General features: G+C 38.2%; 28 protein-coding genes and 2 tRNA genes. 23 read left to right on the forward strand and 7 right to left on the reverse strand.

What is annotated here, in order from left to right; translation table 11 throughout:
- Nucleotides 1-94 precede the first annotated feature (94 nt).
- From EHQ31_RS02100 to EHQ31_RS02115, 4 genes are all read left to right on the forward strand, one after another.
- Nucleotides 95-1,120 (forward strand): ATP phosphoribosyltransferase regulatory subunit, encoded by a 1,026-nt coding sequence (locus tag EHQ31_RS02100; RefSeq protein ID WP_135569129.1) that lies wholly within the window; start codon nucleotides 95-97, stop codon nucleotides 1,118-1,120.
- Between the two features lie 7 nt (nucleotides 1,121-1,127).
- The gene (locus EHQ31_RS02105) at nucleotides 1,128-2,402 is read left to right on the forward strand and encodes an adenylosuccinate synthase (RefSeq protein ID WP_135569131.1); all 1,275 of its coding nucleotides are present in this window, start codon (nucleotides 1,128-1,130) and stop codon (nucleotides 2,400-2,402) included.
- Between the two features lie 79 nt (nucleotides 2,403-2,481).
- Nucleotides 2,482-2,554, forward strand: a tRNA-Lys gene (locus EHQ31_RS02110).
- 39 nt (nucleotides 2,555-2,593) lie between these two features.
- Nucleotides 2,594-2,668: transfer RNA gene (locus EHQ31_RS02115), tRNA-Glu, on the forward strand.
- Here EHQ31_RS02115 and EHQ31_RS02120 read toward each other — a convergent pair.
- Both EHQ31_RS02120 and EHQ31_RS02125 read right to left on the reverse strand, forming a co-directional pair.
- Nucleotides 2,647-3,531 (reverse strand): TIGR02757 family protein, encoded by an 885-nt coding sequence (locus tag EHQ31_RS02120; RefSeq protein ID WP_244247236.1) that lies wholly within the window; start codon nucleotides 3,529-3,531, stop codon nucleotides 2,647-2,649. The two genes, EHQ31_RS02115 and EHQ31_RS02120, sit on opposite strands and share 22 nt — an antisense overlap.
- On the reverse strand, nucleotides 3,521-4,420 hold the full coding sequence (locus tag EHQ31_RS02125; RefSeq protein ID WP_135569133.1) for a hydroxymethylglutaryl-CoA lyase: 900 nt from the start codon (nucleotides 4,418-4,420) through the stop codon (nucleotides 3,521-3,523). Before EHQ31_RS02125 ends, EHQ31_RS02120 begins: the two co-directional genes overlap by 11 nt.
- Before the next feature lie 71 nt (nucleotides 4,421-4,491).
- Between EHQ31_RS02125 and EHQ31_RS02130 the strand changes: the two genes are divergently transcribed.
- Entirely contained in the window at nucleotides 4,492-5,280 is a 789-nt protein-coding gene (locus tag EHQ31_RS02130; protein ID WP_135569135.1) for an ABC transporter ATP-binding protein, read from the forward strand.
- Here the strand turns inward: EHQ31_RS02130 and EHQ31_RS02135 are convergent.
- Nucleotides 5,235-6,251, reverse strand: a complete 1,017-nt coding sequence (locus EHQ31_RS02135) for a tetratricopeptide repeat protein (RefSeq protein WP_135569137.1) — start codon at nucleotides 6,249-6,251, stop codon at nucleotides 5,235-5,237. The two genes, EHQ31_RS02130 and EHQ31_RS02135, sit on opposite strands and share 46 nt — an antisense overlap.
- Nucleotides 6,252-6,259: 8 nt before the next feature.
- Between EHQ31_RS02135 and EHQ31_RS02140 the strand changes: the two genes are divergently transcribed.
- The 18 genes from EHQ31_RS02140 (at nucleotide 6,260) to gshAB (ending at nucleotide 22,472) form a co-directional block, all read left to right on the forward strand.
- Nucleotides 6,260-6,880: an ABC transporter ATP-binding protein gene (locus EHQ31_RS02140; RefSeq protein WP_135569139.1), complete on the forward strand. Its 621-nt coding sequence runs from the start codon at nucleotides 6,260-6,262 to the stop codon at nucleotides 6,878-6,880.
- Nucleotides 6,861-7,517, forward strand: coding sequence for a heme exporter protein CcmB (locus tag EHQ31_RS02145; protein WP_135569141.1), 657 nt, complete (start codon nucleotides 6,861-6,863; stop codon nucleotides 7,515-7,517). The genes EHQ31_RS02140 and EHQ31_RS02145 overlap by 20 nt, the downstream gene beginning before the upstream one ends.
- 51 nt (nucleotides 7,518-7,568) lie before the next feature.
- Complete coding sequence (gene ccsA / locus EHQ31_RS02150; protein WP_135569143.1) at nucleotides 7,569-8,267, forward strand: cytochrome c biogenesis protein CcsA; 699 nt, start codon at nucleotides 7,569-7,571, stop codon at nucleotides 8,265-8,267.
- Between the two features lie 3 nt (nucleotides 8,268-8,270).
- Complete coding sequence (locus EHQ31_RS02155) at nucleotides 8,271-9,398, forward strand: PP2C family protein-serine/threonine phosphatase (RefSeq protein ID WP_135569145.1); 1,128 nt, start codon at nucleotides 8,271-8,273, stop codon at nucleotides 9,396-9,398.
- Complete coding sequence (locus EHQ31_RS02160; protein WP_135569147.1) at nucleotides 9,395-10,252, forward strand: phosphoribosylaminoimidazolesuccinocarboxamide synthase; 858 nt, start codon at nucleotides 9,395-9,397, stop codon at nucleotides 10,250-10,252. Before EHQ31_RS02155 ends, EHQ31_RS02160 begins: the two co-directional genes overlap by 4 nt.
- Nucleotides 10,234-10,482, forward strand: a complete 249-nt coding sequence (purS, locus tag EHQ31_RS02165; protein WP_135569149.1) for a phosphoribosylformylglycinamidine synthase subunit PurS — start codon at nucleotides 10,234-10,236, stop codon at nucleotides 10,480-10,482. The genes EHQ31_RS02160 and purS overlap by 19 nt, the downstream gene beginning before the upstream one ends.
- The gene (gene purQ / locus EHQ31_RS02170) at nucleotides 10,479-11,126 is read left to right on the forward strand and encodes a phosphoribosylformylglycinamidine synthase subunit PurQ (RefSeq protein WP_135569151.1); all 648 of its coding nucleotides are present in this window, start codon (nucleotides 10,479-10,481) and stop codon (nucleotides 11,124-11,126) included. The genes purS and purQ overlap by 4 nt, the downstream gene beginning before the upstream one ends.
- 54 nt (nucleotides 11,127-11,180) lie before the next feature.
- Nucleotides 11,181-12,464, forward strand: a complete 1,284-nt coding sequence (locus EHQ31_RS02175) for a sugar phosphate nucleotidyltransferase (protein WP_135569153.1) — start codon at nucleotides 11,181-11,183, stop codon at nucleotides 12,462-12,464.
- Between the two features lie 115 nt (nucleotides 12,465-12,579).
- A complete protein-coding gene (locus EHQ31_RS02180; RefSeq protein WP_135569155.1) occupies nucleotides 12,580-13,818 on the forward strand; it encodes an EAL domain-containing protein in 1,239 nt (412 codons plus the stop codon).
- A 94-nt stretch (nucleotides 13,819-13,912) separates the two neighbouring features.
- Complete coding sequence (sufC, locus tag EHQ31_RS02185; protein ID WP_135569157.1) at nucleotides 13,913-14,665, forward strand: Fe-S cluster assembly ATPase SufC; 753 nt, start codon at nucleotides 13,913-13,915, stop codon at nucleotides 14,663-14,665.
- Complete coding sequence (locus EHQ31_RS02190; protein ID WP_135569159.1) at nucleotides 14,662-15,819, forward strand: SufD family Fe-S cluster assembly protein; 1,158 nt, start codon at nucleotides 14,662-14,664, stop codon at nucleotides 15,817-15,819. The genes sufC and EHQ31_RS02190 overlap by 4 nt, the downstream gene beginning before the upstream one ends.
- On the forward strand, nucleotides 15,819-16,133 hold the full coding sequence (locus EHQ31_RS02195; protein WP_135569161.1) for a Rieske (2Fe-2S) protein: 315 nt from the start codon (nucleotides 15,819-15,821) through the stop codon (nucleotides 16,131-16,133). The genes EHQ31_RS02190 and EHQ31_RS02195 overlap by 1 nt, the downstream gene beginning before the upstream one ends.
- Nucleotides 16,130-17,374: a cysteine desulfurase gene (locus EHQ31_RS02200; RefSeq protein WP_135569162.1), complete on the forward strand. Its 1,245-nt coding sequence runs from the start codon at nucleotides 16,130-16,132 to the stop codon at nucleotides 17,372-17,374. The genes EHQ31_RS02195 and EHQ31_RS02200 overlap by 4 nt, the downstream gene beginning before the upstream one ends.
- Nucleotides 17,358-17,780, forward strand: coding sequence for an iron-sulfur cluster assembly scaffold protein (locus EHQ31_RS02205; protein WP_135569164.1), 423 nt, complete (start codon nucleotides 17,358-17,360; stop codon nucleotides 17,778-17,780). Before EHQ31_RS02200 ends, EHQ31_RS02205 begins: the two co-directional genes overlap by 17 nt.
- On the forward strand, nucleotides 17,777-18,100 hold the full coding sequence (locus tag EHQ31_RS02210) for a metal-sulfur cluster assembly factor (protein ID WP_135569166.1): 324 nt from the start codon (nucleotides 17,777-17,779) through the stop codon (nucleotides 18,098-18,100). Before EHQ31_RS02205 ends, EHQ31_RS02210 begins: the two co-directional genes overlap by 4 nt.
- The gene (ggt, locus tag EHQ31_RS02215; protein WP_135569168.1) at nucleotides 18,097-19,857 is read left to right on the forward strand and encodes a gamma-glutamyltransferase; all 1,761 of its coding nucleotides are present in this window, start codon (nucleotides 18,097-18,099) and stop codon (nucleotides 19,855-19,857) included. The genes EHQ31_RS02210 and ggt overlap by 4 nt, the downstream gene beginning before the upstream one ends.
- 13 nt (nucleotides 19,858-19,870) lie before the next feature.
- Entirely contained in the window at nucleotides 19,871-21,463 is a 1,593-nt protein-coding gene (gshA, locus tag EHQ31_RS02220; protein ID WP_135569170.1) for a glutamate--cysteine ligase, read from the forward strand.
- 1 nt (nucleotide 21,464) lies between these two features.
- Nucleotides 21,465-22,472, forward strand: a complete 1,008-nt coding sequence (gshAB, locus tag EHQ31_RS02225) for a bifunctional glutamate--cysteine ligase GshA/glutathione synthetase GshB (protein ID WP_135569172.1) — start codon at nucleotides 21,465-21,467, stop codon at nucleotides 22,470-22,472.
- Nucleotides 22,473-22,610: 138 nt separating this feature from the next.
- On the opposite strand, the gene EHQ31_RS02230 is transcribed toward gshAB, so the two are convergent.
- From EHQ31_RS02230 to EHQ31_RS02245, 4 genes are read right to left on the reverse strand one after another with little or no spacing between them, the layout of a single operon-like run.
- Nucleotides 22,611-22,853 (reverse strand): glutathione S-transferase N-terminal domain-containing protein, encoded by a 243-nt coding sequence (locus EHQ31_RS02230; RefSeq protein ID WP_135569173.1) that lies wholly within the window; start codon nucleotides 22,851-22,853, stop codon nucleotides 22,611-22,613.
- 3 nt (nucleotides 22,854-22,856) lie between these two features.
- A complete protein-coding gene (grxD, locus tag EHQ31_RS02235; protein WP_135569175.1) occupies nucleotides 22,857-23,165 on the reverse strand; it encodes a Grx4 family monothiol glutaredoxin in 309 nt (102 codons plus the stop codon).
- 2 nt (nucleotides 23,166-23,167) lie between these two features.
- Entirely contained in the window at nucleotides 23,168-23,392 is a 225-nt protein-coding gene (locus EHQ31_RS02240) for a BolA/IbaG family iron-sulfur metabolism protein (protein ID WP_135569176.1), read from the reverse strand.
- A gap of 1 nt (nucleotide 23,393) precedes the next feature.
- Nucleotides 23,394-24,065 carry a glutathione S-transferase family protein gene (locus EHQ31_RS02245; protein ID WP_135569178.1) on the reverse strand — a complete coding sequence of 224 codons (672 nt, stop codon included), beginning with the start codon at nucleotides 24,063-24,065 and terminating at the stop codon, nucleotides 23,394-23,396.
- Between the last annotated feature and the right edge of the window lie 8 nt (nucleotides 24,066-24,073).

Genomic DNA, 24,073 nt, shown 5'->3' on the forward strand with positions numbered 1-24,073 from the left:
TGAAAACTTTCGATTTGTCTATTCGATTTTTACAATTGATTGCGTAAATCCAGGATTTCTCTAAACTGACTTCTTGGGTGATCGAGATCCCGGTATGAATCAAAAAAACAAATCAATTTCCTCGGAACAAAAATGGATTCCGGATGGATTTCATTTTTTAGGCCCCGAAGAAAGCAAAAACCGGCGGATTTTACTACAAAGTTTTTCAGAACTCTTCGAAAGAGAAGGGTATTCTGAAATTACCCTTCCTTCTTTTGATTATTCGAATTCCTTTCGTTCCCATTTGGATCACGGAGTTGAGAGTTTACTTGTTTCAAAGGACTGGGATGGAAACGAACTCTCTCCAGGCGTGGACCTAACACTACAAGTGGTGAAAGGAATGGCCGCACGTTCTCACTGGGAAGAAAACCAAAATGTATTTTATTTTGCACGTAAGATTCGTGACCACAAAAAACGCAATGCGTCAAGACGTGAAATTTTGCAAGTGGGTGTGGAGTCACTAGGTAAGAGCGATACAAACCATATCATTTCCCAAATTCAAATTCTGAATCGACTTTGGAAAGTTGCGGTCCCTACCGAGCCATTTACAATTGTATTTGGTCACTCTTCTTTTTTTCGTTCTATTTTAGAAATTCTTGGTTGGAATGAGGAACAAACAAAAGTTTTACGCCAACTTTTATATACAAAGAACTTACCAGAGTTAGTCTCTCTTGCTGCTAGGGAAAATACTTCGGAGTCTCATATGGAAATGATCCAGATATTACTGCGTCCCATTCCTGTTAGTGAGATGCTGAAATTTCAAAACTCATTACAAAAGACATTAACTAATACCGAATGGGATACATTGAAAGGGGATTTGGAATCAATCACGTCATTTTTTGGTGAGTGGACAAAGGTTCTCAGTGCGATTCCTTGTATTTGGGATCCTTCTCTTGTGAGAGATTTGTCTTATTATACTGGATTTATGTTTCAAGGTTATGTGGAAGCGGATCCAGAACCGGTATTTGCCGGTGGTGTTTATAATGAATTGTTTGAAAGTTTTACGGGAATTAAGAAGGATGCCTGTGGTTTTGCACTGCATCTTGATTCTATTGAAGAAATTGTAAATAAGGTGAAATGAGGGAATTATGCCTGCAAATTTAGTTGTCGGAGCACAATGGGGTGATGAAGGAAAGGCTAAGGTAATAGATTACCTTTCCAAAGATACAGATATTATTGTACGTTACCAAGGTGGCGCTAATGCCGGTCATACGGTGGTTGTGGGTGGGAAAAAGTATATTTTCCATTTAGTTCCATCAGGAATTATCTATGACAATACTACCTGTGTGATTGGAAACGGTGTGGTTCTGGATCCAGAATATTTCTTAAAAGAATGTGCTGATTTAGAATCACATGGATTTAAAGTTAAAGAAAAGCTTTTGATTAGTGATTCTTGTCATATTTTACTTCCATACCATCGTTTGATTGATGAGGCAAGAGAAGCCGGGTCCTCTCCTGAAAGAAAAATAGGGACCACGAAAAAAGGGATTGGGATGTGTTATGCGGACAAAATGCTTCGTAATGGAGTCCGTGCAGGAGACCTTTTAGACAAAGAAAATTTAAAAAGAAAACTCACACATATCTTGGAAGTCAAAAATCAGGAACTAGTAAAATATTATGATTTAGAACCTGTGAATATCAATGAAATGTATGACCACCTGCTTGACTTTGCTGATAAAATCGGTAAAAATATTGTAAACACAGTATACTACCTTAATTCAGAATTGGAAAAAGGCAAACGTGTTCTATTGGAAGGCGCCCAAGGTACAGGACTAGACATTGATTTTGGAACCTATCCATATGTTACCAGTTCCAATCCGACTACCGGAGGTGCCTTGGCTGGTTCCGGAGTGAGTTTTCGGTATTTACAAGATGTAATTGGAATTACTAAAGCCTATGCTACTCGGGTAGGTGAAGGACCATTTCCATCGGAAATTTTAGGAGAAGCAGGTGACGTACTCCGGAAGTTAGGTGGAGAGTACGGTTCTACAACGGGAAGACCAAGACGTTGTGGTTGGTTTGATGTACAAATGATCAAACATGCTGTGACTGTCAACGGGATCAACTCGCTGGTTCTCACAAAAATAGATGTACTCAGTCATTATGATTCCATTCCTGTCGTTGTAGGATATGAATACAAAGGTAAAAAGTTAGATTTTTTTCCATCCCAAGGATTAGAAGACGTCAAACCGTTGTTTGCTGAATATAAAGGTTGGAAAGATGATATTTCAGGAATTAATTCTTTCTCTAAATTGCCAACACTTTGTCAGTCATACATTAAGTCCTTACAAGACCTAGTGAATACAAAGATTGGAATTGTTTCCACAGGGCCTGATCGTGAACACACGATCATCATGGATTAAAAAAAATCAGGAGCTCTAGATCTTTTTTTTAAGTAATTGTTGACCGACAAAGGTGGTTCGATATTCTTGGCTACAGAACGAGTCGTTAGCTCAGCTGGTAGAGCAATTCCCTTTTAAGGAATGGGTCCGGGGTTCGAATCCCCGACGACTCAAAATAGAGTTCCTGTAACTCTTAAACACGTTCTTAAAACGGTGCCATCGTCTAATGGTTAGGACACAAGGTTTTCATCCTTGCAATCGGGGTTCAATTCCCCGTGGCACTACCAAATACCAAACACACTTCCTTCAAAAAACAAACTTCACAGACAACCTTTTGATATTTTGCATTACATCTTTCAATGATTCCAACTCTTGTAAGGTAAAAGTCGTATAACAAAGGATCGTTGGGATTTATTTTTTTAAAAAATTCCTGAATTAGAAATGCTTCTTTTGATCCAAAAGTCTTTCGATCTGTAATTCCTAAAATTTGAATTAGTTTTTGAATGTGTACATCCAAGGGGAAGGGAATTTGGTTTGGATATATCCTTTGGTAAAGTCCAAAATCTGGGTAGGAAGTTCTTACCATCCATCGAAGAAAAAGAGATAATCTTTTTTTCGGAGATTTGGCTGTAGACATTCCGATTAAAAATTGGAGACCGTAACTGAGAGTTTTTTTACCACTTGTCTTTTTGATTTCCTCTTCCCAAAAATTTTGAAACTTTGGTAGAGAATTTTTCTCATTAAATTTTCCAAACTCATCTAAAAGATTTGATTCAAATAGGGGGGATTGAGTCTGCAAGTTTTGCAAAATACGGCTTATTGTTTGGAAGAAGATTTGGTTGTCTTTTTTAGTTTGGAACCTGTAGACATTAAGATTTTTTAAAAAGGGTAATAAGGTTTTGTTTCCTCCACGTAAAGTTTGGTAGGGAGAGGGTCCTAAAGCTTCAAAGATTGGTTTTAAAAAACCTTGGATACTTTTTACATTCCCATAGGCATACAAACAGGAAATGAATGAAACTACTTCTATATCAAGAGGGTCTTTGTATTTTTTTGGAAAACAGATAGGATCGGTATCTAAATACTGAAGATGGTCATATTTGATTCTTAAATCTTCTAACTTGGTGTGAAGGAGTTCTAAATCAATCGGCATTCTTCATGGCTATAAAGGTTCTTGATTCGAGTTTCCTTCCGATTTGTTCTTCCATAAATCGACTGGCAGAGATAAGAGAATCTAATTGGATTCCAGTTTCATAGCCTTCTCTATGAAGAAAATATACTAAATCTTCTGTGGCTACGTTCCCGGCAGCACCTTTGGCATAAGGGCAACCACCGAGTCCACCTGCCGAACTATCAAAACTACGGAGCCCCATCGTGAGCGCTTGTTTGGTATTTGCAATGGCCATTCCATAAGTGTCGTGAAAGTGCCCTGCTAAATTGGTTTTGGGAATCTTTTTCAAGAGGACTTCTAATAATGTTTCTACTTCAGAAGGAACGGCTACACCAATCGTTTCGCCTAGTGAAATTTCATAAGCACCAGCATCGAGCAGCCGTTCGGCGATCTCTAGTGTTTTCTCTGGATTTATTTTTCCTTCATAGGGACAAGCGATCACAGTAGAGATATATCCCCTTACTTTGATTCCATCTGACTTTGCCTGGGTGAAGATGGGTTTAAAAAAATCTAAACTCTCTTGGATGGTCATATTTATATTTTTTTTTGTGAATGTTTCGGAAGTGGCAGTAAAAACAGCGACTTCGGTAAAACCGGCTTCTTTAGCTCCTTCATAACCTTTTGCATTCGGTGTGAGAGCAGAAAACTGGACTTGATTTTGGAACTTAGGAAGGGCGAGTTTAGAGAGTTCGTTGGCATCTCCCATTTGCGGGATTCGATCTTTTCGGACAAAAGAAGTAAGTTCAATATGTTTCACACCGCTTTGTACTAGACGAGATACGAATTCGAATTTATCCTGAGTGGAAAGAATGGTTTTTTCGTTTTGGAGTCCATCTCTTGGTCCTACTTCTGTGATTTTTATTTTTTCCAATTCCCCATTCTCCTTCTTATTTAACATCCAAGTAAAAATGGGAAACGCAATGATTTTATGGACTGAAACTGATGTTTACTCTTAAAAATATTTCGGTAACAGTGGGTGGACGTTCCCTCGTAAAAAATATCAACCTAGTGGCAAAAACCAATGAGATCACTGGACTCATTGGAAAATCTGGATCTGGAAAATCCACCTTGTTTCGATTAGCGTTAGGACTTTTGGATCCAGCAGATGGTTATTTGTGGAGTGGATCGCTCCTTTGGAAAGATACGACTTTACCGAATCGAAAACATCCCAAACTCCAACCGGTTTTCCAGGATCCATTCGGTAGTTTTTCCCATTTGGGGACAATGGGAGAGCTCCTTCTTGAACCGATCAGAATCAAAAATCATTTTTTTTTAAAGGAAACAACGAAAAGAAACGAACGGAATCGAATCGCTACTTTTTGCGATCGCTTTGAATTAGAAAAGGATCTTTTGAATAAAACTAAACAAGAGTTAAGTGGTGGCCAGCTGCAACGTTTTGCAATCTTGCGAGCATTGCTCTCGGAACCTGAATATTTGCTTTTGGATGAACCAGTCACAGCCCTTGATGTTCTTGTACAAAAAAAAATTGCAGAAGAACTCAAACAAATCAACCAAACAGAAAAACTGGGAATGTTTATTGTTTCCCATGATTTAGGTTTTTTATCATATATGTGTGATCAAATATTTGTGTTAGATGGGGGAGAGATTGTGGAATTTGGTAAACCGAAAGAAATACTTTCTAATCCAAAATCAGAGTTATTAAAAACATTAAAGGAAGCAAGAGATCATTCGTTTGGAGGAGCTGTTTCTTCTTCTGAATCATCCAATTGAGTTCGTTTGGCTTCTGCAAATTTTTTCGCAATATCACGCCTTCTTGCGATTACCTTAGATGAAACCGTGGCAAAAAATGGATCATTGGTAAAACTAAGCATCTTTGTATATTGCTCTTCTGCAGTTTCATAGTCAGTGACTTTGGAAGCTGTTTCAGCAAAATAATAATGGAATTTTTTATCATAAGGTTTGGGTTTTCCTTCCGCAGTTGTGAGAGTGGTGCGATTAAAAATTTTGTAAGCGATATGAAAGTTTCCTTTTTCCATTTCAAGTCTTGCAAATCCCAATTTCACATTCGGACTTTCCTCTTCAATTTTCAGTGCTTTGTTTAAATAAAGAAGGGCTCTGTTTTTTAAACCCGTAGCCAAATAATGGTCTGCCAAACGAATTAAAGCTTCTGTATCATAGGGATTTTTTTCGACTGCCAGTTTATAATTCATAATGGCATAATAGACTTGGCGTGTGATTTCAGAAAGAATGGCAATGTGAAGATAGGTTTTGAAGTATTCTGGCATTTCTGCTTTCGCATATTCAAATTCCACTAGAGCTTTTTCGTAATTCATCTCCAATGAATACAAACGTCCTAAATTGTATCGGAAGGGAAAAAATTGAGGATCAAACCGAATCCCAGCTTCCAAACGTTTGATGACTTCGGTTCGCTTGTTTGGTTTTCCTGAGAGTATAAGTTCAATCGTATCGTTATTCCATTTTCCCGAATTGGTGATGGTTTCTTGACCGTAAGTAAAACTTCCGTTGGATTTCGGTGGTTCCCCTTGAAAAAGTTTCCCACGTGCGAGGATAAAGTCGTCCTTATGGTAAATAAAAGATCCATTGGGAAAATCGGAGGTATCAAATTCCTGATCTTTGCCCCAAAGGATTTCTGGATATTCCTTGTTTCCAATCAGTTTTTGCCCCCAATTCAGAGTAGGAAAAAAAAACAGAAGTGCGAGAGTAAAGCTACGGAAGAACATGGTGTAGAATGAACCAAACCCTTTTGGAAACAAAAGCGCTTACTATTACTGTCGGCGAAAAAGTCTTACTGAAAGAGATTAATCTTTCTTTTTTTGAGACAGGTCTTGTGGCTGTGCTAGGTGAGAATGGTGCCGGGAAATCTACGCTTTTAAAAGAAATTTACCACAACTCGCTTACTTCTGATCTTTGGCATTGGAACCAAGGAAAAAAGAAAATTACATACCTCGGTCATGAGTTAGGATTTTATTCCTCTCTCAGTTTAGAAGAAAATTTGGAGTATTTTTCTAAGTTAGATGGAATTTATCCTAACATCCAAAAACGAAACAAACTTTTGGAACTCTTTCGTTTACAGAAACGAATTTGGGATCCTATTCATACCTTTTCAAGAGGGATGAAACAAAAAGTTGCAATATTAAGAGCCATACTTTCTTCTGCTGAAATTATATTATTTGATGAACCTTATACGGGCTTAGATGCAGATGCCTCAAAAGTTCTAAGTGAGATTTTAAATGAAGAATCTAAAACAAAACTCATTTTAATTGTACTTCACTCGATCCCTAAAGAATTACAATGTAATACCCAAATTAAAATTGAAAAGGGAGGTGTGTATGTTACTCACCTTACTTAAAAAAGAATTTTATCTGATTGGTCGTTCGCTTGGTGGTGTTGTCTCTCTTTTTACTTTAAGTGTCTCTGTCGTATTTATTTTTTATACTTCGATTGAGGTAAATGAGATCTTGTCTGCACGAAGTATACGTGGAATCAAATGGGCAATCATTTTTATTCTTAACTTTGTCATCGTAAGCCAAAGTTTATGGGAAGAAAGAGAATCAATGGGTTGGGAAGCGAGTCTTTCTTTTGTTAGTCCCATATCTCTGTATTTGGCAAAATCTTTTGCCATTTGGTTTTGTACAATTTTAGTTAATGGGGCACTTGTACTTGTTCTTTCCGTTTTCTTTCAAAATATGAGTTTGGAGCGATATTGGGGAGAATGGCTTTTTGCAAATTTGGGAAGTGGCTCTTTGGTTTTTCTCGGAGTATCACTCGGGCTCATCGCCTTTGAAAGTCGGTTGAAAGAAATCATCATTCCTTTGTTGCAACTCCCATTTTCCATTCCTTTGTTTCTTTTCGGCTTAGAAGCAGAACACAGGTATTGGCAGGAACCTGGGTTTTACCTACCATCTGTAGGTTTACTATTGTTTTTTATGTTATTTTACGCTACACTTGGTTCGGTGATGATTGAGATTCTAAGGAATGAGCATTAGGACCTTGTTTTCTCCTAGAATTTCTTTCCCACTCTGAAAATCTGGAAAAAAATGGAACGTAAGATTCGGATATTTCACCCTGTTTTCGACATTGGTTTTTATCTCGTCGTTTGTACGTCGCTTGTCATTGCTATCATTACATCGCTTGTGTATCCAAACGTCATTTTGGAACAGGGCCTAAGTCACAGGATTTTTTATCTACATGTTCCTGTCGCCTGGGTGGCGTTATATGGACCGATTCTTTCCTTTATTTTTTCATTAATTTTTCTTTTTACTAGAAATTTACTTTGGGACAGGTTTGCCTTTACTGCCAACCAACTTTCCTTTCTGTTTGCCGTGGGAGTTCTGTTTTCTGGTCCCATTTGGGCCTATAGTGCCTGGGGAGTTCCTTGGGATAAAACGGATGCTAGGTTACAGTCCTTTTTTATACTTTGTATTTCCTTGGTAAGTTATTTTATCTTTCGATATTTGGTTTCTTCTAAGGCAAAAAAAGCAATTCTATCCGCTTACTTGTCTGTGCTTTGCGCAGTGAGTGCCATCCTCACTTGGGGTGCCATCCGTTGGATTGAAAATCCAGGAAACCATCCTAGTAGTGTTTTAGGAAAAGGAGGAATGGACTCTGATATGAAACAGAGTATGTGGCTTGGAGTCCTTGCCTTCCATTTTCTATTTCTAATTCTTTTTCTTGTTTCCAATCGTACAGAAAAAATCCAAGATATCAGATCCAAACTGAAAGCGGAATTAGATTAAAACATGGCAAATGAGGAATCTATACATAAAATCCTAATTGTGGATGATGTTCCAGAAAATGTGGAACTTTTGAAATACCTTTTGCAACAAGAGGGTTTTAAAACCTATACAGCTTTCTCCGCAGAAGAAGCACGATTGGTTTTGTTAAATACTGCTATCGATACACTTCTTTTAGATGTGAATATGCCTGTGCAAGATGGATTTTCTTTTTGTCGGGAACTTAGAGCGATGGACCAGTTCAAACTCCTGCCTATTCTTTTTATCACTTCTATCGAAAGAGAAGTGGGTTTTCAAGAAGCTATGAAGAATGGTGGAGACGACTTTATAAACAAACCTTTTAACAAAAGAGAACTTGTTGCAAAAATCCATTCTGTAATACGTCTGAAAGACTTACAGGATGAGTTGTACAGACAAAAAAGTAAATACGAAAAAGAACTCCAAACCGCAAGACGTGTCCAAGACCAATTGATTCCAGAAAAAAGTTTTATTTGGAACGGAATAAAAGCCCAAACTCTATTTCACCCTTATTTACAAATTGGTGGTGACTTTGTCGATTCTTGGATCGAAGAAAAAAAACTTCATATTGTGATCGCCGATTGTTCGGGACATGGGCCAAGTGCAGCCCTTATTGGCGCCATGTTCAAAATGCAATTGTTTAACTTAGTTTCCACAATGGACTTACGGGAAAGAGTGGCGCACTTACGAAAAAATATGGAGTTAGTCCTTCCTGAAGATTATGCGATCACTTTTTGTTATGCGATCCTTGACCAAGACTTAAAACTTTCTTATATTAATGGGGGACATCCCGCTCCCATTGTTTATATGGATGGCGAAACCAAATTTTTAAAAGGGATGAGTCCCATGATTATGGGAATCAATTTTGCAGCAACTGACGAAGTACAAACGGTTCAGTTAAAAACAGGATCAATGTTTTTTATGTATACGGATGGAGCGAGCGAAGCAATGAACCCAAATTCCGAATACATCACAGAGGAAGGTATGAAAGATATCTTTCATGAATCTGTCAAATCAGGAAAAGATATTCTACAATCTGTCCAAAACAAAATTTTAGATTTTTGTGGTTCTTCCACTCCGAATGATGATATGGCTATGGTGTGTATACAATTATGATTCCAACTCCCAGTTATAAGGGTAAAGTTAGAGATGTTTACGATTTAGGAGATTCACTTCTTCTTGTAGCAACCGATCGTATTTCAGCATTTGATGTAGTTTTTGAAGAACCAGTTCTTGACAAAGGTAAGATTCTAACTCGAATTTCCACGGCTTGGTTTCGTCAGTTTCCGACAATCCCAAACCATTTAATCACTGACGATGTATCAAAATTTCCTCCTCCGTTTCAAAACGAAGAATTATTAAAGGGAAGATCTGTACTTGTAAAAAAAGCAAAACGAATCGATTTCGAATGTGTGGTGCGTGGATATTTAACAGGATCTGCTTGGAAGGAATATAAAACAGAAGGAACCATAGCCCATGTCCCTTATCCCAAGGGTATAGAAGAATCTTTCCGATTTGAAACTCCGATTTTTACGCCAGCCAGGAAAAATGATTCGGGTCATGATGAAAACGTGAGTGAATCCGTGATGGAAGGAGAAGTGGGTAAAGAACTCTTTTCGCAACTAAGAGAGATCTCGCTATTTCTCTACAACACAGCCCATAGTTTAATGGCCAAACAAGGAATCCTACTTTGTGATACTAAATTTGAATTCGGACTCGTGGATGGAAAACCAATCCTCATCGATGAAATCTTAACCCCCGATTCCTCGCGGTATTGGGATGCTTCTACTTACGCACTGGGCAAAACTCCCGCTAGTTTTGATAAACAAATTTTAAGGAATTGGTTAGAATCGACCGATTGGGACAAAAATCCTCCCGCTCCCGCTTTGCCCGAATCCTTGATCCTAGAACTACGTAAAAAATACTTGGAATTGGAAGATAAAATCACGTTATGTTTGTCGCAAAAATAAATGTTACTCTCAAAGAATCCGTTCTTGACCCACAAGGCCAAACGGTTCTCCGCACCCTTCATGACCAAGGGAAAAATTCTGTCGCTGATCTAAGGGTCGGAAAATACATCGAAATGAAAATCGATGGCAAATCCCAATTGGAAGCAGAGGCTTTGGCAAAAGAAATTTGTGAATCTGTCCTTGTGAACCAGGTGATCGAAACCTACCGGTTGGTTGTGGAGAAAATATGAAGGTTCGGGTGGTTACCTTTCCTGGTTCTAATTGTGATAAGGATGTAGGATCGGTTTTAGAATCTGAGTTTGGTGCCAAAGTAGAATACACTTGGTACAAGGAGTCCTTTTCGGATACACCAGAACTTGTTGTCTTACCCGGTGGTTTTTCTTTTGGGGACTATTTACGCTGCGGTGCTATGGCTAAATTTTCCAATGCTATGGATTCAGTAGTTTCCTACGCAAAGAAAGGGGGAAAAGTTTTGGGTGTGTGTAATGGATTCCAAATCCTCACCGAATCGGGACTCCTTCCTGGGGCTTTATTACATAACAGAACATTAAAATACATTTGTAAGGATGTGGATCTTGTTCCTGTTTCCGAAAACAGTATCGGCAAAGAAATGAAAGGAACCCTTTCCATTCCCATTGCACATGGAGAAGGGGCTTACTTTGCAGATTCTGATACATTAGAACGATTAGAAAAAAATGGACAAGTTGTCTTTCGTTATAAAGAAAACCCTAACGGATCCTTACATGACATTGCTGGGATTTGTAATGAGTCTGGAAATGTTCTAGGTATGATGCCTCATCCTGAGAGGGCTGTGAATCCTTATACTGGGAAGATGGACGGAAAACAGATTCTCGAAGCTCTCTTAAAAAAATAATAATCTTTTTAACCTTTTCTTGCTTTTTCGTCCAATTGGATTACAAGGGAAGGTATGCGATTTCAAGAAGACTCTATTGATTGTGTGGATTTCATTCTAAAAAAGGATGAAGTTTTGACCATCATCTTAGGTGGGGGGAAGGGAACTCGTTTATTACCTTTAACAGAAAAAAGATCCAAACCTGCTGTTAGTTTTGGCGGAAAATACAGGCTTATTGATATTCCTATTTCCAATTCCCTAAACAGTGGTTTCGAAAAGATTTTTATCCTCACACAATTTAATTCCTATTCTCTAAACCGTCATATTAACCGAACTTATGCGACTAACAATATCCACCAAAAAAGTTTTGTGGAGATCATAGCTGCTGAACAAACCGTTTCTAGTGCCAATTGGTTTGAAGGTACAGCCGATGCCGTAAGGAAAGTTCTTCCTTACATCAGAGAACAAAAACCAAAGTATGTTTTAATCCTTTCTGGTGACCAACTTTATAATATGGATCTTTCTGATTTTATGCAGAGCCATTTGATGGATCCTGAAACAGAAATATCTGTGGCCACCAATGCCATTCCCGAAGACCAAATTTATGGATTGGGAATTGTTAAATCAGGAGTGGGTGGATTTATCCAGGAATTCATTGAAAAACCGCAAGAGGTAAGTCAAGTCGAATCCTGTCGTACAAAAAATGGTAATTTCCTGGCAAATATGGGAATTTATATTTTTAATACATCTACTCTCATTGAAGTATTGGAAGATCGCAATATGGCTGACTTCGGAAAAGAAATTTTACCGAAAGCCATAAAAGAAAGAAAGGTAAAAGCCTACACTTACGACGGTTATTGGGAAGATATTGGAACGATCAAGGCATTCTACGAAGCCAATTTGATGTTAACGGATCATATCCCCAAATTTAATTTATATCTGGAAAAAACACCGATTTATACTAGGGCAAGAGCACTTCCACCTTCCAAAATCAACCAGGCAGTGGTAAACCAGGCACTTATTTCAGAAGGAACCATTTTAAACCAGTGTGAAGTACATAGGTCCATCATCGGTGTGCGCCAACTCATCGCATCCGGAACAAAGATTTATGACTCCATCATTATGGGTCTGGACCACTACGGATACTTTGATAGGAAGTCTGGAAAGATCCCGATTGGAATAGGACCTAACTGCGAAATTCGACGGACAATTGTCGATAAAGACTGCGCCATCGGCGCCAACGTGCGTCTGTTAAACGAACAAAATCTTCAGGAATATGAGGACGAATACATTCGCATTCGCGAGGGAATTATCGTAGTACCTAGACATACTGCCATCCCTGATGGGTATTCCATATAGGTCAAATTGCCACATTTGGGTCAAAAATGAGTCATTTTTCCTTGAAGTTGTCTTAAATTTGTGGATTTTGACTTGTCAGTTTCGAACATAGTTCTAGTTTGGACGAAAGGGAACCATGTTCACAACGGAATCAACGGAAGGAAACCAGTTTTGGAACGAGACATATTTTGTCCCACATTTCCAACCCATTGTCAATGCCATCAATCGATCAATTTCAGCCTATGAAGTGCTCGGTCGACAGTTTAATCCTGAGGAAAACACTTACCATTCTTTGGGAGGACTCTTTCATAACCGGGATCAGGATCCGGTTCCCGTCTATAACATTGACAGGATCCTTAGGGAAAAGGCAGTTCAGACTTTAAAAGAAAGTAATCTTCGCACCAAACTCTTTTTTAATATGATGCCGAACTTTCTTTCTCGTGTGCATCATACAGACTTATTTGCAGAAAATTTCCATATCATCCAACTCATCGAAAAATACGGAATTGATCGTAACCAAGTGGTGATCGAAATCACTGAAGATGAATTTGATGGCTCGATTGACCGACTCATTCAAATTGTTCAAATCTTTCGGGACTATGGATTAAAAATAGCTATCGATGATCTGGGAACTGGATTTTCTAATTTGGAAAGAATTGGATACTTACACCCAGACATTATGAAAGTCGACATCCGCATTATGAGAGAAAGTTTGAATAAAAATTCTTTCAAACAAGTCCTCGGTGCGATTTCAGAAATGTCTCAAAAACTCGGAAGCCAACTTCTTTTTGAAGGGATAGAGACAGAAGAAGAGGTAAACCTTGCCCTTTCGATGGGAGCCAATCTTTTGCAAGGGTTTTATTTTTCGACCCCCAATCCGCATTTTCTCAATCGGAATACTTTCTCTGATAAAATGAAAACGGTTTTGGAAAACTTTTCTAGCGTTCGTTCCAAGGAACTCCGCGAAAAGGGCCTTAGAGAGCAGAAGATCATTGACCAACTCCAAGACTTATTTTACGAACTATCTGACACGAAGGAAGACGAGTTTTCCTACCGGTTTGGCCAGATTCTTAGTTCCTTACCTAGAGAAATCTTAAAAGTCTTTGTTTGTGACGCAGAAGGATACCAAATTACTCCCACTTACGATTTGGATCGAATGAATGGGGGGTACCTTGAAAGGTCCCGACAAATTGGAAACAATTACGCCTGGAAACCATATTTTTTAAAACATAAGGAAGAGTCAGAACGATTCCGCAAAAAATGGGGTGTCACTTATCCACTCTATGACATCTCGAACCAAAACCAATATGTGATTTTTACTTTTTCGCTGATGAATGGTAAGATCCTGATTGCTCAGGTAGGTTGGTCGGAATAGAATCTTGTTTTTTTTGAGTGGTGCTTTTTCCTGGTAGAAGGGATTCGTCTAAAATATAGAATCATTCTAAATATATACAAAACAGGATACCACCTTGTCCGCTATTCTCGAAATTAAATCTCTACATGCCAATGTAGGGGACAAAACGATCCTCCGAGGGGTAAATCTCACGATCGGACCCGGTGAGGTTCATGCCATTATGGGACCCAATGGGTCAGGGAAAAGTACTCTTTCCAATGTCATTCTCGGTCATCCCAAGTATACAGTCACATCAGGGGACATTCTCTTTAAGGGAGAGTCCATCTTAAATAAAACAACCGATGAAAGAGCAAGACTTGGACTTTTTTTATCTTTTCAATATCCGACAGCCTTACCTGGGGTAACCATTGGAAATTTTTTAAAATCCATTCTCAAAGCTCACCGTGGAAAAGAAGTTCCTGTGAAAGAATTCAAACAGGAATTAAAACAATCAATGGATTTATTAGAAGTTCCTCAGTCATTTATCGGCCGTTATGTGAACGATGGATTTTCTGGCGGTGAAAAAAAACGTGCCGAAATTTTACAGATGAGTTTGTTAAAACCAGTTTTATCGATTTTAGACGAAACGGATTCTGGACTGGATATCGATGCACTTCGAATTGTTTCGGAAGGAATTAACGCCAATAAAAATGGAGAACGTTCTATTCTCCTCATTACACACTACCAAAGGATGTTAAACTATATTGTTCCTGATTTTGTACACGTGTTTGCTGACGGAAGAATTTTGGAAACAGGTGGAAAAGATCTTTCCTTAAAATTAGAAGAAGTTGGTTACGATTGGATTTTGGAGAGAGAAGGGGTAAAATGAATTCCTCACTCACAAAAAACCGATTGGTCCTTACAAAAGATAAACATACAGATTTCAAAAATTCTCTTTTAGATATTTGGAACCAATTAGAGATTCCTAAAGAATCGGATGAGTCTTGGCGAAAGTTTCCGATTGCTTCTGTGGATTGGAAAGAACTGCAATTTGATTCTGAAAATATTGCTACAAGCGGTTCTGAGAAGGAATACGAAGAATATTCCTTACCGGAAAAAACCATTGATTCTATCCTTTCTGCGCTTCTAAAATATACTCCAAAAAATTATTTTGCCTACCTTAGTTTGGTGACAGCTCCTTATTATGAGATTATTCTTTTGGATGAAGGTGAATCTATTTTTTCATTTGAGGAAGAAGGTGATGAACCTAGACATTCTGTAAGAATTTTTTATCTTCAAAAAGGCAAAACAAATAAAACAGAAATCCAACTGCAAAATTTTCATACTTCGGAAAACCTTCACATGTCTTCCTCTTTAGATTTTTTTATCGCAGAAGATTCTTCCTATTTAGAAATTTTAGATAGGGAAACAAGTGATATGGATTTATATCGTTTCCGCAATGTTTGTCTTTTAACCCATTCTGATTCAAATATCAAATACCATTATTATCCTATCGGTGGTTTTCGTTCAAAATTATTTTTGGATGCACATTTACTTGGGAAAGGCGCTGAAGTAACGGTAGACGGTGTTTCTGCCCTTGGAGGAAGAAATTTAAAAGATTTGGATATGGAAATGTTTCACCATGCAGACCATACCACAAGTAAAATCAGTTATAAAGCCATAGTTACCGATAAGTCACATCATATTTTTACAGGAAATTTAATCATTCCACCAAACTTAAAGAAGGTGACTGCTCACCAAGAATCTTTTAATCTTTCTTTAAATAAAAAAGCAAGGGCCGAGGCCAATCCGAAATTAGAAGTTTTAGCTGAAGATGTATCTTGCACTCACGGTGCGACTGTGGGTGATATTGATGAAGAACAATACTTTTACCTTTTGTCTCGGGGTTTAACACCAGAAGACTCAAAGGCATTACTTGTGACTGCATTTTATGGTGAAACAATCCATTCCATAGGATTTTCTGAAGATGTGAAATTAGCTTTGGAAACGAGGATCAAAGAGATTCTAGTGGGAGGAAAATAATGGCCTTTAAAAAGTTAATCTCTATTTCGGAAGTTGGTGAAGGTAAGATGGCTGTTGTCAAAACCCGTCATTTTAACGTGGTAGTGACAAAAGTTGACGGCGAATATTTTGCTTTCGAAGATTCTTGTACACATGATGGGGAAGAAATTTCCTGTGGAAAATTGGAAGGTTGTATCATCACTTGCCCAAGACATTTTGCAAAGTTTGATGTTCGTACAGGAAAAGTTTTGGCACTTCCAGCAACAGAACCATTGGTAATTTTCCCTGTGCGTGTTGTGGGGGAAGATTTGGAAGTGGATTTGGAGGCTGTATGAGTTTAGATCCTTACCAAATCAGAAAAGATTTTCCTATTTTGTCTCGTATTTTGCCAAATGGGAAACCTTTAGTTTATTTAGATAATGGTGCTTCCTCTCAAAAGCCAAAATCGGTAATTGATGCAACGAACGAGTATTATGCTAACGATAATGCCAATATTCATAGAGGAGTGTACTACCTCTCTCAACATGCAACGGAACTTTTTGAACGCACTAGAATTAAAACCTCTCATTTTTTCCAAGCTCAATGTGCCAAGGCTATTATTTTCACTCGGGGTACAACCGATGCTATTAATTTAGTAGCACAGGCCTGGGGTAGAACCAATATTTCTGAAGGGGATGAGATTGTTTTATCCGTTCAGGAACATCATTCCAATTTAGTACCTTGGCAGATGTTAGCTTTAGAAAAAAAAGCCTTTTTGAAATTTATTCCCATTCACGAAGACACTACCTACGACCTGTCCAACTTAAACCAAATCATTACTAAACGTACAAAACTTGTGGCCATTAGTCAAATGTCTAATGTTACAGGAACTGTTCATGATCTAACTGCGATTATTGAAAGGGTGCGCCAGGTGGGTGCAAAAATTTTGGTAGATGGAGCACAGGCTGCTTGTCATATGCCTATTCATTTAGTGGATATGGATGTTGACTTTTATGCATTTTCAGGTCATAAGATGCTCGGGCCTACAGGAGTTGGTGTACTTTTTGGTAAAGAAGAAATTTTAGAAGCTATGCCTCCTTGGTTAGGGGGCGGTGATATGATTGAGTCAGTGGAGTTAGAAAGTTCTACCTATGCCGCACTTCCTGCAAAACTCGAAGCCGGAACTCCCAACATTGCTGGTGTGATTGGATTTAGCCATGCGCTGGATTACTTACAAAAAGTGGGAATGAAGAATATCAAAGAACATGAACGGATGTTAACTGAATATGCTTTGGACCAACTTAATCGAATTGGAGGTCTTCATATTTATGGAACCGAAGATTTGGACAAACGAGGCGGAGTTGTTTCTTTCACAATGGACGGAATCCATCCCCACGATGTAGGATCAATATTAGATGAAGAAGGCGTGGCTATACGAGTAGGTCACCACTGTTGCCAACCTTTAATGAAACAGTTATCTATTCCTGGAACATGTCGTGCCTCTTTTTATCTTTATAACACTAAGGAAGATATTGATGCGTTAGTTCATGCAATTGACAAGGTGAAATCAATATTTGGTCGTGTCGCAAGAAAGTAGTTTTTCAGACTACCTCCGTTGGAAGTCCTTAGCGGTTTGGGAAAAACCTACTTCCGAACATCAGATGGTGAAGGGATTAAATCCCCTTTGCGGTGATGAAATCATAATCTACTATTGCCTTTCCGAAAATAATACGATCGAAATTTTGGGTTTAGGCGGTGAGTCTTGTTCTATTTGTTCTGCGGCAGCTGGTTTTCTTTTTAGAAATCAAAATCATTTTCAGAGAAACCAGATCCAGTCTTACCTAACAGAAAGGAAAAAATTTTTGGATGGAGAGGATTCTAGCTTGTTTCAAGATTTTGAAGAGGTATCCTTTTTTAGAACCTTACGTTCTCATCCTGGTCGATATCGTTGTGGGCTTTTGCCCTGGCAAACTTTAGTAAAATTGAATGAGGAAAAGAAATGATTCGTGATCCTGAAACAGAAAAAGAATGGGAAGTATACCACAGTGTTCGTATGGTAGAAGATCCAGAAATCGGTATTTCTCTCATTGAGCTTGGATTGATTTATGATATCAAAGTTGAAGGAGAAAAAGCTGATATCACAATGACTTATACATCCCTTGCTTGCCCGGCTGGCCCTCAAATGAAACAAGACATTGAAAACCACAGTCTTCGGGTGGATGGGATTAGCGAAGTGGTTGTTAACGTAGTTTGGAATCCCAAATGGGATCCACGTATGATGGCTAGCGAAGAAGCCAAAATGCAAATGGGGATTTTCGATTGAGTTTCCTATTACGACCAAGTTATTGGTTGGTAATTTTATTTTTATTTAACGGCTGTGAATCGATTCCCTTCCTCAAAGGTTCCTACACAGAAAAATTAGAATCCAGTGTTACAGTTCCTCAAATTGAAGGTGCTTCTGAAAAACGTGATAGATATGAATTTTCAGGAAAAGAAATCATCATTTCTTCTGACCATCCCTTGGCTTCACAAGCGGGTATGGAAGTTTGGAAACAGGGTGGTAATGTAGTCGATGTTTTTACTGCCTCTAGTTTTGCCATCTCTGTCCTTCGGCCCCATTCAACAGGCCTTTTGGGTGGAGGATTTGCAATCGTTTATTTGCCATCCAAAGGTAAATGGGCCTATGACTTTCGAGAACGTTCCCCCAAAAAAGGAACTGCTTCTTTTTTCTTAAACGAAGATGGAACCGTCATTCCAGGAAAAACTTTAAAAGGAGCATATAGTGCCGCAGTTCCTGGTAATGTTCAGGGGATCTTACAAATCCAAAAACAACATGGAAAGTTACCACTCAGTGTAGTCATTGCACCAGCGCTTCGTTATGCGAAATCTGGTTTTTCTGTTTATGGAGATTTGGCTGGGGCCGTAACCAAAACTTGGCCCTCTATGAATCAAACCATGCAAAAAGTATTTGGGATTGACAACCGCCCCATCAGGGAGGGTGAACTTCTCATCCAGGAAGACCTTTCAAAAACATTAGATAGAATTATTCAAAACGATAAACTTGAATTTCTGGAAGGGGAAACTATACAAAAGATATCCGAGTATTATACTGCTTATGAAAATTTTATCAGTACAGAGGATTTTAAAAATTACCAAGTTAAGGTAAGTGAACCTCTCATGAGTTCCGTTTGGGGACATACGATTTTGACAATGCCTCCTCCTAGTTCTGGGGTTCATCTTGTTACCATGATGAATTTGTATTCAGAGATGCAAAAAAGGAATACCTTTCCCAAAGGTGATGTTGGTGAAATGATTCGTATTACGGAAGCTATGCGAGTTGCCTACAGGGACCGAGCAGAACTTGGAGGAGATCCTGTTTATACGAATGTCCCTGTTCCTAAACTTTTGTCGCAAGGTTATTCTAAAGAAGAAACGAATGAGATAGAAAAGAAAGTGGTGTCAGGAAGTTGGCCAGCCGTTCAAGAAGAAGGAAAGAAACCAGAGTCATATAATACGACTCATATTTCAATTTTAGATAAAGACGGAAATGCAGTTTCCACAACTCAGTCCGTGAACGGGATTTTTGGTGCCGGTCAAATGGTACCAGAAACAGGTCTTGTTCTTAATAATACAATGGATGATTTTGCGGTCGCTCCCGGTGTCCCGAACCTTTATGGCCTTGTTGGATCCAAAGCCAATGCCATTGAACCTGGTAAAACTCCACTTTCGAGTATGTGTCCAACGATCCTAATTGATGGCTCGGGCAAAACTAAAATGGTGATTGGTGCCCCGGGAGGTTCCCAAATCCCAACTTCGATTTTTAACACTTTGTATCGCTATCTAATTAAAAAACACGATCTTTATGAGAGTGTCTCCTACCCAAGAATCCACCATCAATTTAGCCCTGATCGTCTTTTTTTGGATCCTGAAATAAAACCTACGTATCCCCAGTCGGATTTACCCTTTTATCAAGTCCAATATATTAGGCATCGTGCTAAAGTATTTGCCGTAACAAGGGAAGGAGACCTCTTAATTGGGGTGTCGGATCCCAAAGGGGAAGGAGTCCCTTTAGGTTTTTAAACCATTCTAAAACATGAAACGTAAGTTACTAACATCAACAAAAAAAAATTCCACACGTAGTTTATTGTCAGAAGAGTATCGGTCTTGTTTACTTAGCGCCAAACATGGATTAGAGAGAGAAAGTGTGAGAGTTGATGGTAGATCAATTTTATCTAACACTCCTCATCCAAAAGCTTTGGGTTCGAGTCTTACTCATCCACTCATCAAAACAGATTTTGCAGAAGCACAAATTGAATATGCAACTAATATCCATAAATCCATACCAGATGCTTTAAATGAACTTACGGAGTTACATGCTTTTACTGCACGCAATTTAGGATCGGAATACCTTTGGCCTTTTAGTATGCCGCCGGTTTTACCCGCTGAAAATAAAATTGAAGTGGGAAATTACGGAACTTCAACAGAAGGAAGGAAAAAAATAATATATCGAAATGGACTTGGACATCGTTACGGAAAAAAGATGCAAACCATTTCGGGAGTACACTACAACATCTCATTTGATACTTGTATGTTATCTGTTGTTTCAGAAAAAAGATTTAAGAAACCACTTACTCGTGAAACAAAATCTCAAATATATTTTGATACCATTCGAAATTTCTATCGCATATCCCCAGCACTTTTATATTTATTTGGATCCTCAAGTTTAACAGACATTACCTTTACCGATGAAAACAAGTTAATTCGTAAAACTGACTCTAAAACGCTGAAAGCTCCCTATGCAACGACACTTCGGTTGTCTAGCATTGGTTATACGAGTAAAGTTCAAGGTAAATATCCGATTTCTGTAAATTCATTGGAAGAATACGCAAAAAATATGTGTCATGTGGTTTCGAAGTCATATTCTGCTTATAAACAGTTTAATGGCAAACCTACAAACCAATTGAATGATCATATTTTGCAATTAGAAAATGAATATTATTCATTAGTTCGCCCTAAACAAGTTCCTAAAGGTGAGGAAAGAGTTGTGGATGCTCTTATGGAAAGAGGGGTCGAATATTTAGAAATTAGGCTTTTGGATTTAGATCCATTTTCTGCTATTGGAGTAGAAGAAAACCGTCTCTATTTTTTACATATGGTTTTGTTATATTGTATGTTAAATGAATCACCTAAAGCCGATTTGTTGGAAATGGCAGATTGGCGGAAAAATCAGGAATTAACTACTTGGTTTGGTAGGAAAGAGGAAACCAAAATTAAGTTTTTTGGCGAAGAGGTGCCTTTACGTGAACTTGTTTACCAACTCTTTGTTGAAATCCAACCTATCGCTGACCTATTAGATGAAAATGATGCGAGTGGCCCTTTTAGTAAAGCTTGGGAAGCACAATGGGAAAAGTGGATCGATCCTAGCCAATTGGGTTCAGGAATGTCCGAGTTAGATTTAGAAATCCATAAATCTAGTTTTCGTGAGTTTGGACTCACTTTAGCAAAATCTCATAAAGAAGAACTGTTAAGTTATCCACTTTCTCCAAACAAAATCAAATATTACGAAGACCTCAGTATCCAGTCAATTTATGAGCAACAGAAAATTGAAACATTAGAAGGCAGTCATTTAAAGAAAAATCAAAAGCCCATTCAGATTAAACCTTTAAAACTATGTAGTGGAGTTTGAAGTGACGGAAACAAAACCTTTACCATCCGGCTTTGAGGATTTAGAAATTTCAACCCAAATCATTATTCGTGATGCACTCGCACGTGGGATCAAAATAGAAATAGTGGACCGTAAGGAAAATTTTTTGCGGCTTATTCAAGGGAACCACTCTGAATTTGTTAAGGAAGCAAGTAAAACGAGACTTGATAGTTTGATCACCTATCTTGTGATGGAGAACAAAATTGCCTCCAAATTAGTGTTAAATGACAACGGAATTCGTGTTCCCGTTGGTAGGAACTATTCTTCATTCGATGATGCAATAAAAGATTATACCTTCTTTTTGGATAAAAAGAAAGTGATCAAACCTGTTACCACAAATTTTGGACTTGGTATTGGAATTTCAGAACCCGGTGATAGTTTAGAAAAGTATGAATCATTTCTAAAGGTTGCGTTTTCATTATCCAATTCTATCATCATTGAAGAGTTTATTGAAGGTCCTGAATATCGATTTTTAGTTTTAGGTGATGAAGTTGTTGCAGTATGCAACAGGGTTCCTGCAAACGTAGTGGGTGATGGGAAAAGTTCGGTTCGTGATCTGATCCAAAAAAAGAATGAAGACCCAAGACGTGGTGAGGGACATAAAACTGCATTAGAAAAAATTCAGATGACAGAGGTGGAATTACAGATTTTAAAGGACCAAGGTTTAAATTTTGATTCAATCTCTGAATTAGGAAAACAAATTTTCCTTAGAAAAAATTCAAACATTTCGACTGGAGGGGATTCTCTGGATGTGACAGATATGGTGCATCCAGATTTTAAATCCATTGCAGTTTCTTCTGCGAAAGCAGCCGGTGCGGTCATTTGTGGGATCGATATCATTTCTTCTGAAATTGCATTGAAACCAAATCCTAAAACCTATGGTGTTTTAGAAATTAATTTTAATCCGGTTCTATATATCCATGAATTTCCATATAGCGGCAAACCAAGGTTTGTTGGGGATAAAATACTGGATTTACTAGGATTTAAATGAAAATCTAAGATTTGTCTTCTGTAAAAAATATTTAAAGTATTTATGAGGGAATGTCGCTTGAAAATAAACGTTCAGAGATTTTACAACAGTCTTCTGAAAATTTAAAGATTTTTGAGATCGGAAATTGGAAAAAGTAAATTAAGAATATTTGGATCTTAAAAAGGCAATGATGTCTGCAGATTCGTACATTTGAACATCACCGTCTATGAGAAAGGGCACCTGGGAAACTCCACCTAACCGAACAACTTCGGCTCGGCCGGGGGTTCCATAGGACGCCTCTACAAATTCAATATCTTTTCCCAAAACCAAACCTAGAGATTCAACGGTTCGTATCACCCTTTGGCAGTAGGGACAGGTATCATATTGGTAGAGACGGATCATAGGTTAACCTACTTTTTTAAGAAGTTCGCCTGACTGTGCCATTTGGACTGCGATATCATGACCACCTACAAATTCCCCTTTGATATAAAGTTGTGGAATGGTTGGCCAGTTGGTATATTCTTTAATTCCTTCTCTGATTTTCATATCAGAAAGAACATTAAACGAACCAAAAGGAATTCCCAGTTGTTTGAGAGTTGTTACAACTCCAGCTGAAAACCCGCATTGAGGCATTTCCGGTGTTCCTTTCATAAACAGAAACACGTTTTCTGATTTAATTAAGGATTCAATTTTATCCTTTAACTCTTGTTCCATGATTATTCGCTCCTAGTTTCCAATGCTAATGCATGGATTTCTTCTTTTAATTCATCTTTTAAAGTGGCATAGACCATACGGTGTTGTTCCAGTAGACCCTTACCTGCGAAACCCGTAAAGGTTACGACAGCTTTGATATGAACTCCGTCCCGGTAAGGATCTAAAATTTCCACTTTGCAGCCCGGAAGGCCATCTTCAATTTTCTTTTGGATTTCAGGGATTGTCATCCTATAGTGTTCCTCCCAACCAGGAATGGTGGGCTTTGATAAATTCAAGATATTCTTTCGGCACTTCCGGTAAAACAGAATTCTTTACCGAAGGCAGGGAAAGTAAAGTTTCACTCCATTTCTGGATTTTTGGAAATCCTTTTAGCAAATTTAGTTCTGGTTTGTGGTCTGCCAAAAATTGTAACCGCATAAAAAATGGGGCAAACGCTGTGTCCACTAAATGCATTTGCGATCCAGAAAAGAAAAGAGTATTTCCAGTCGGCGAAGGTAAACCTGCTTCTAACGTTTGAAATTTTGAAAGAAGTTCTTCTCTTTTTTTATCAGAGTCCGATTTTTCTTTTGTCATCGTCCATACGTACTGGTCAACAAGGAGTGCACTTGCAAATTCAGTCCAGGATCTATGTTTTGCTTTTTGTATGGGATCTTTTGGGTGTAGTGCCGGCGGATAAACTTCATCTAAATATTCATTGATGACCGCAGATTCGAAGATAACATCGTCTCCTACTTGTAAGACGGGAACTTTTCCAAAAGGAGAAATTTTTAAAAACCAATCGGGTTTATTTGCGAGGTCAATGTATTTGATATCGTAATCTACTTTTTTTTCCAAAAGATTGATTACCGAACGTTGCACATAAGGACAAAGTTTGAAACTTACAAGAACAGGTTTAGTCATAATATTTA

This window comes from Leptospira montravelensis (assembly GCF_004770045.1).
In the GTDB taxonomy this organism is placed as follows: Bacteria; Spirochaetota; Leptospiria; order Leptospirales; family Leptospiraceae; genus Leptospira_A; species Leptospira_A montravelensis.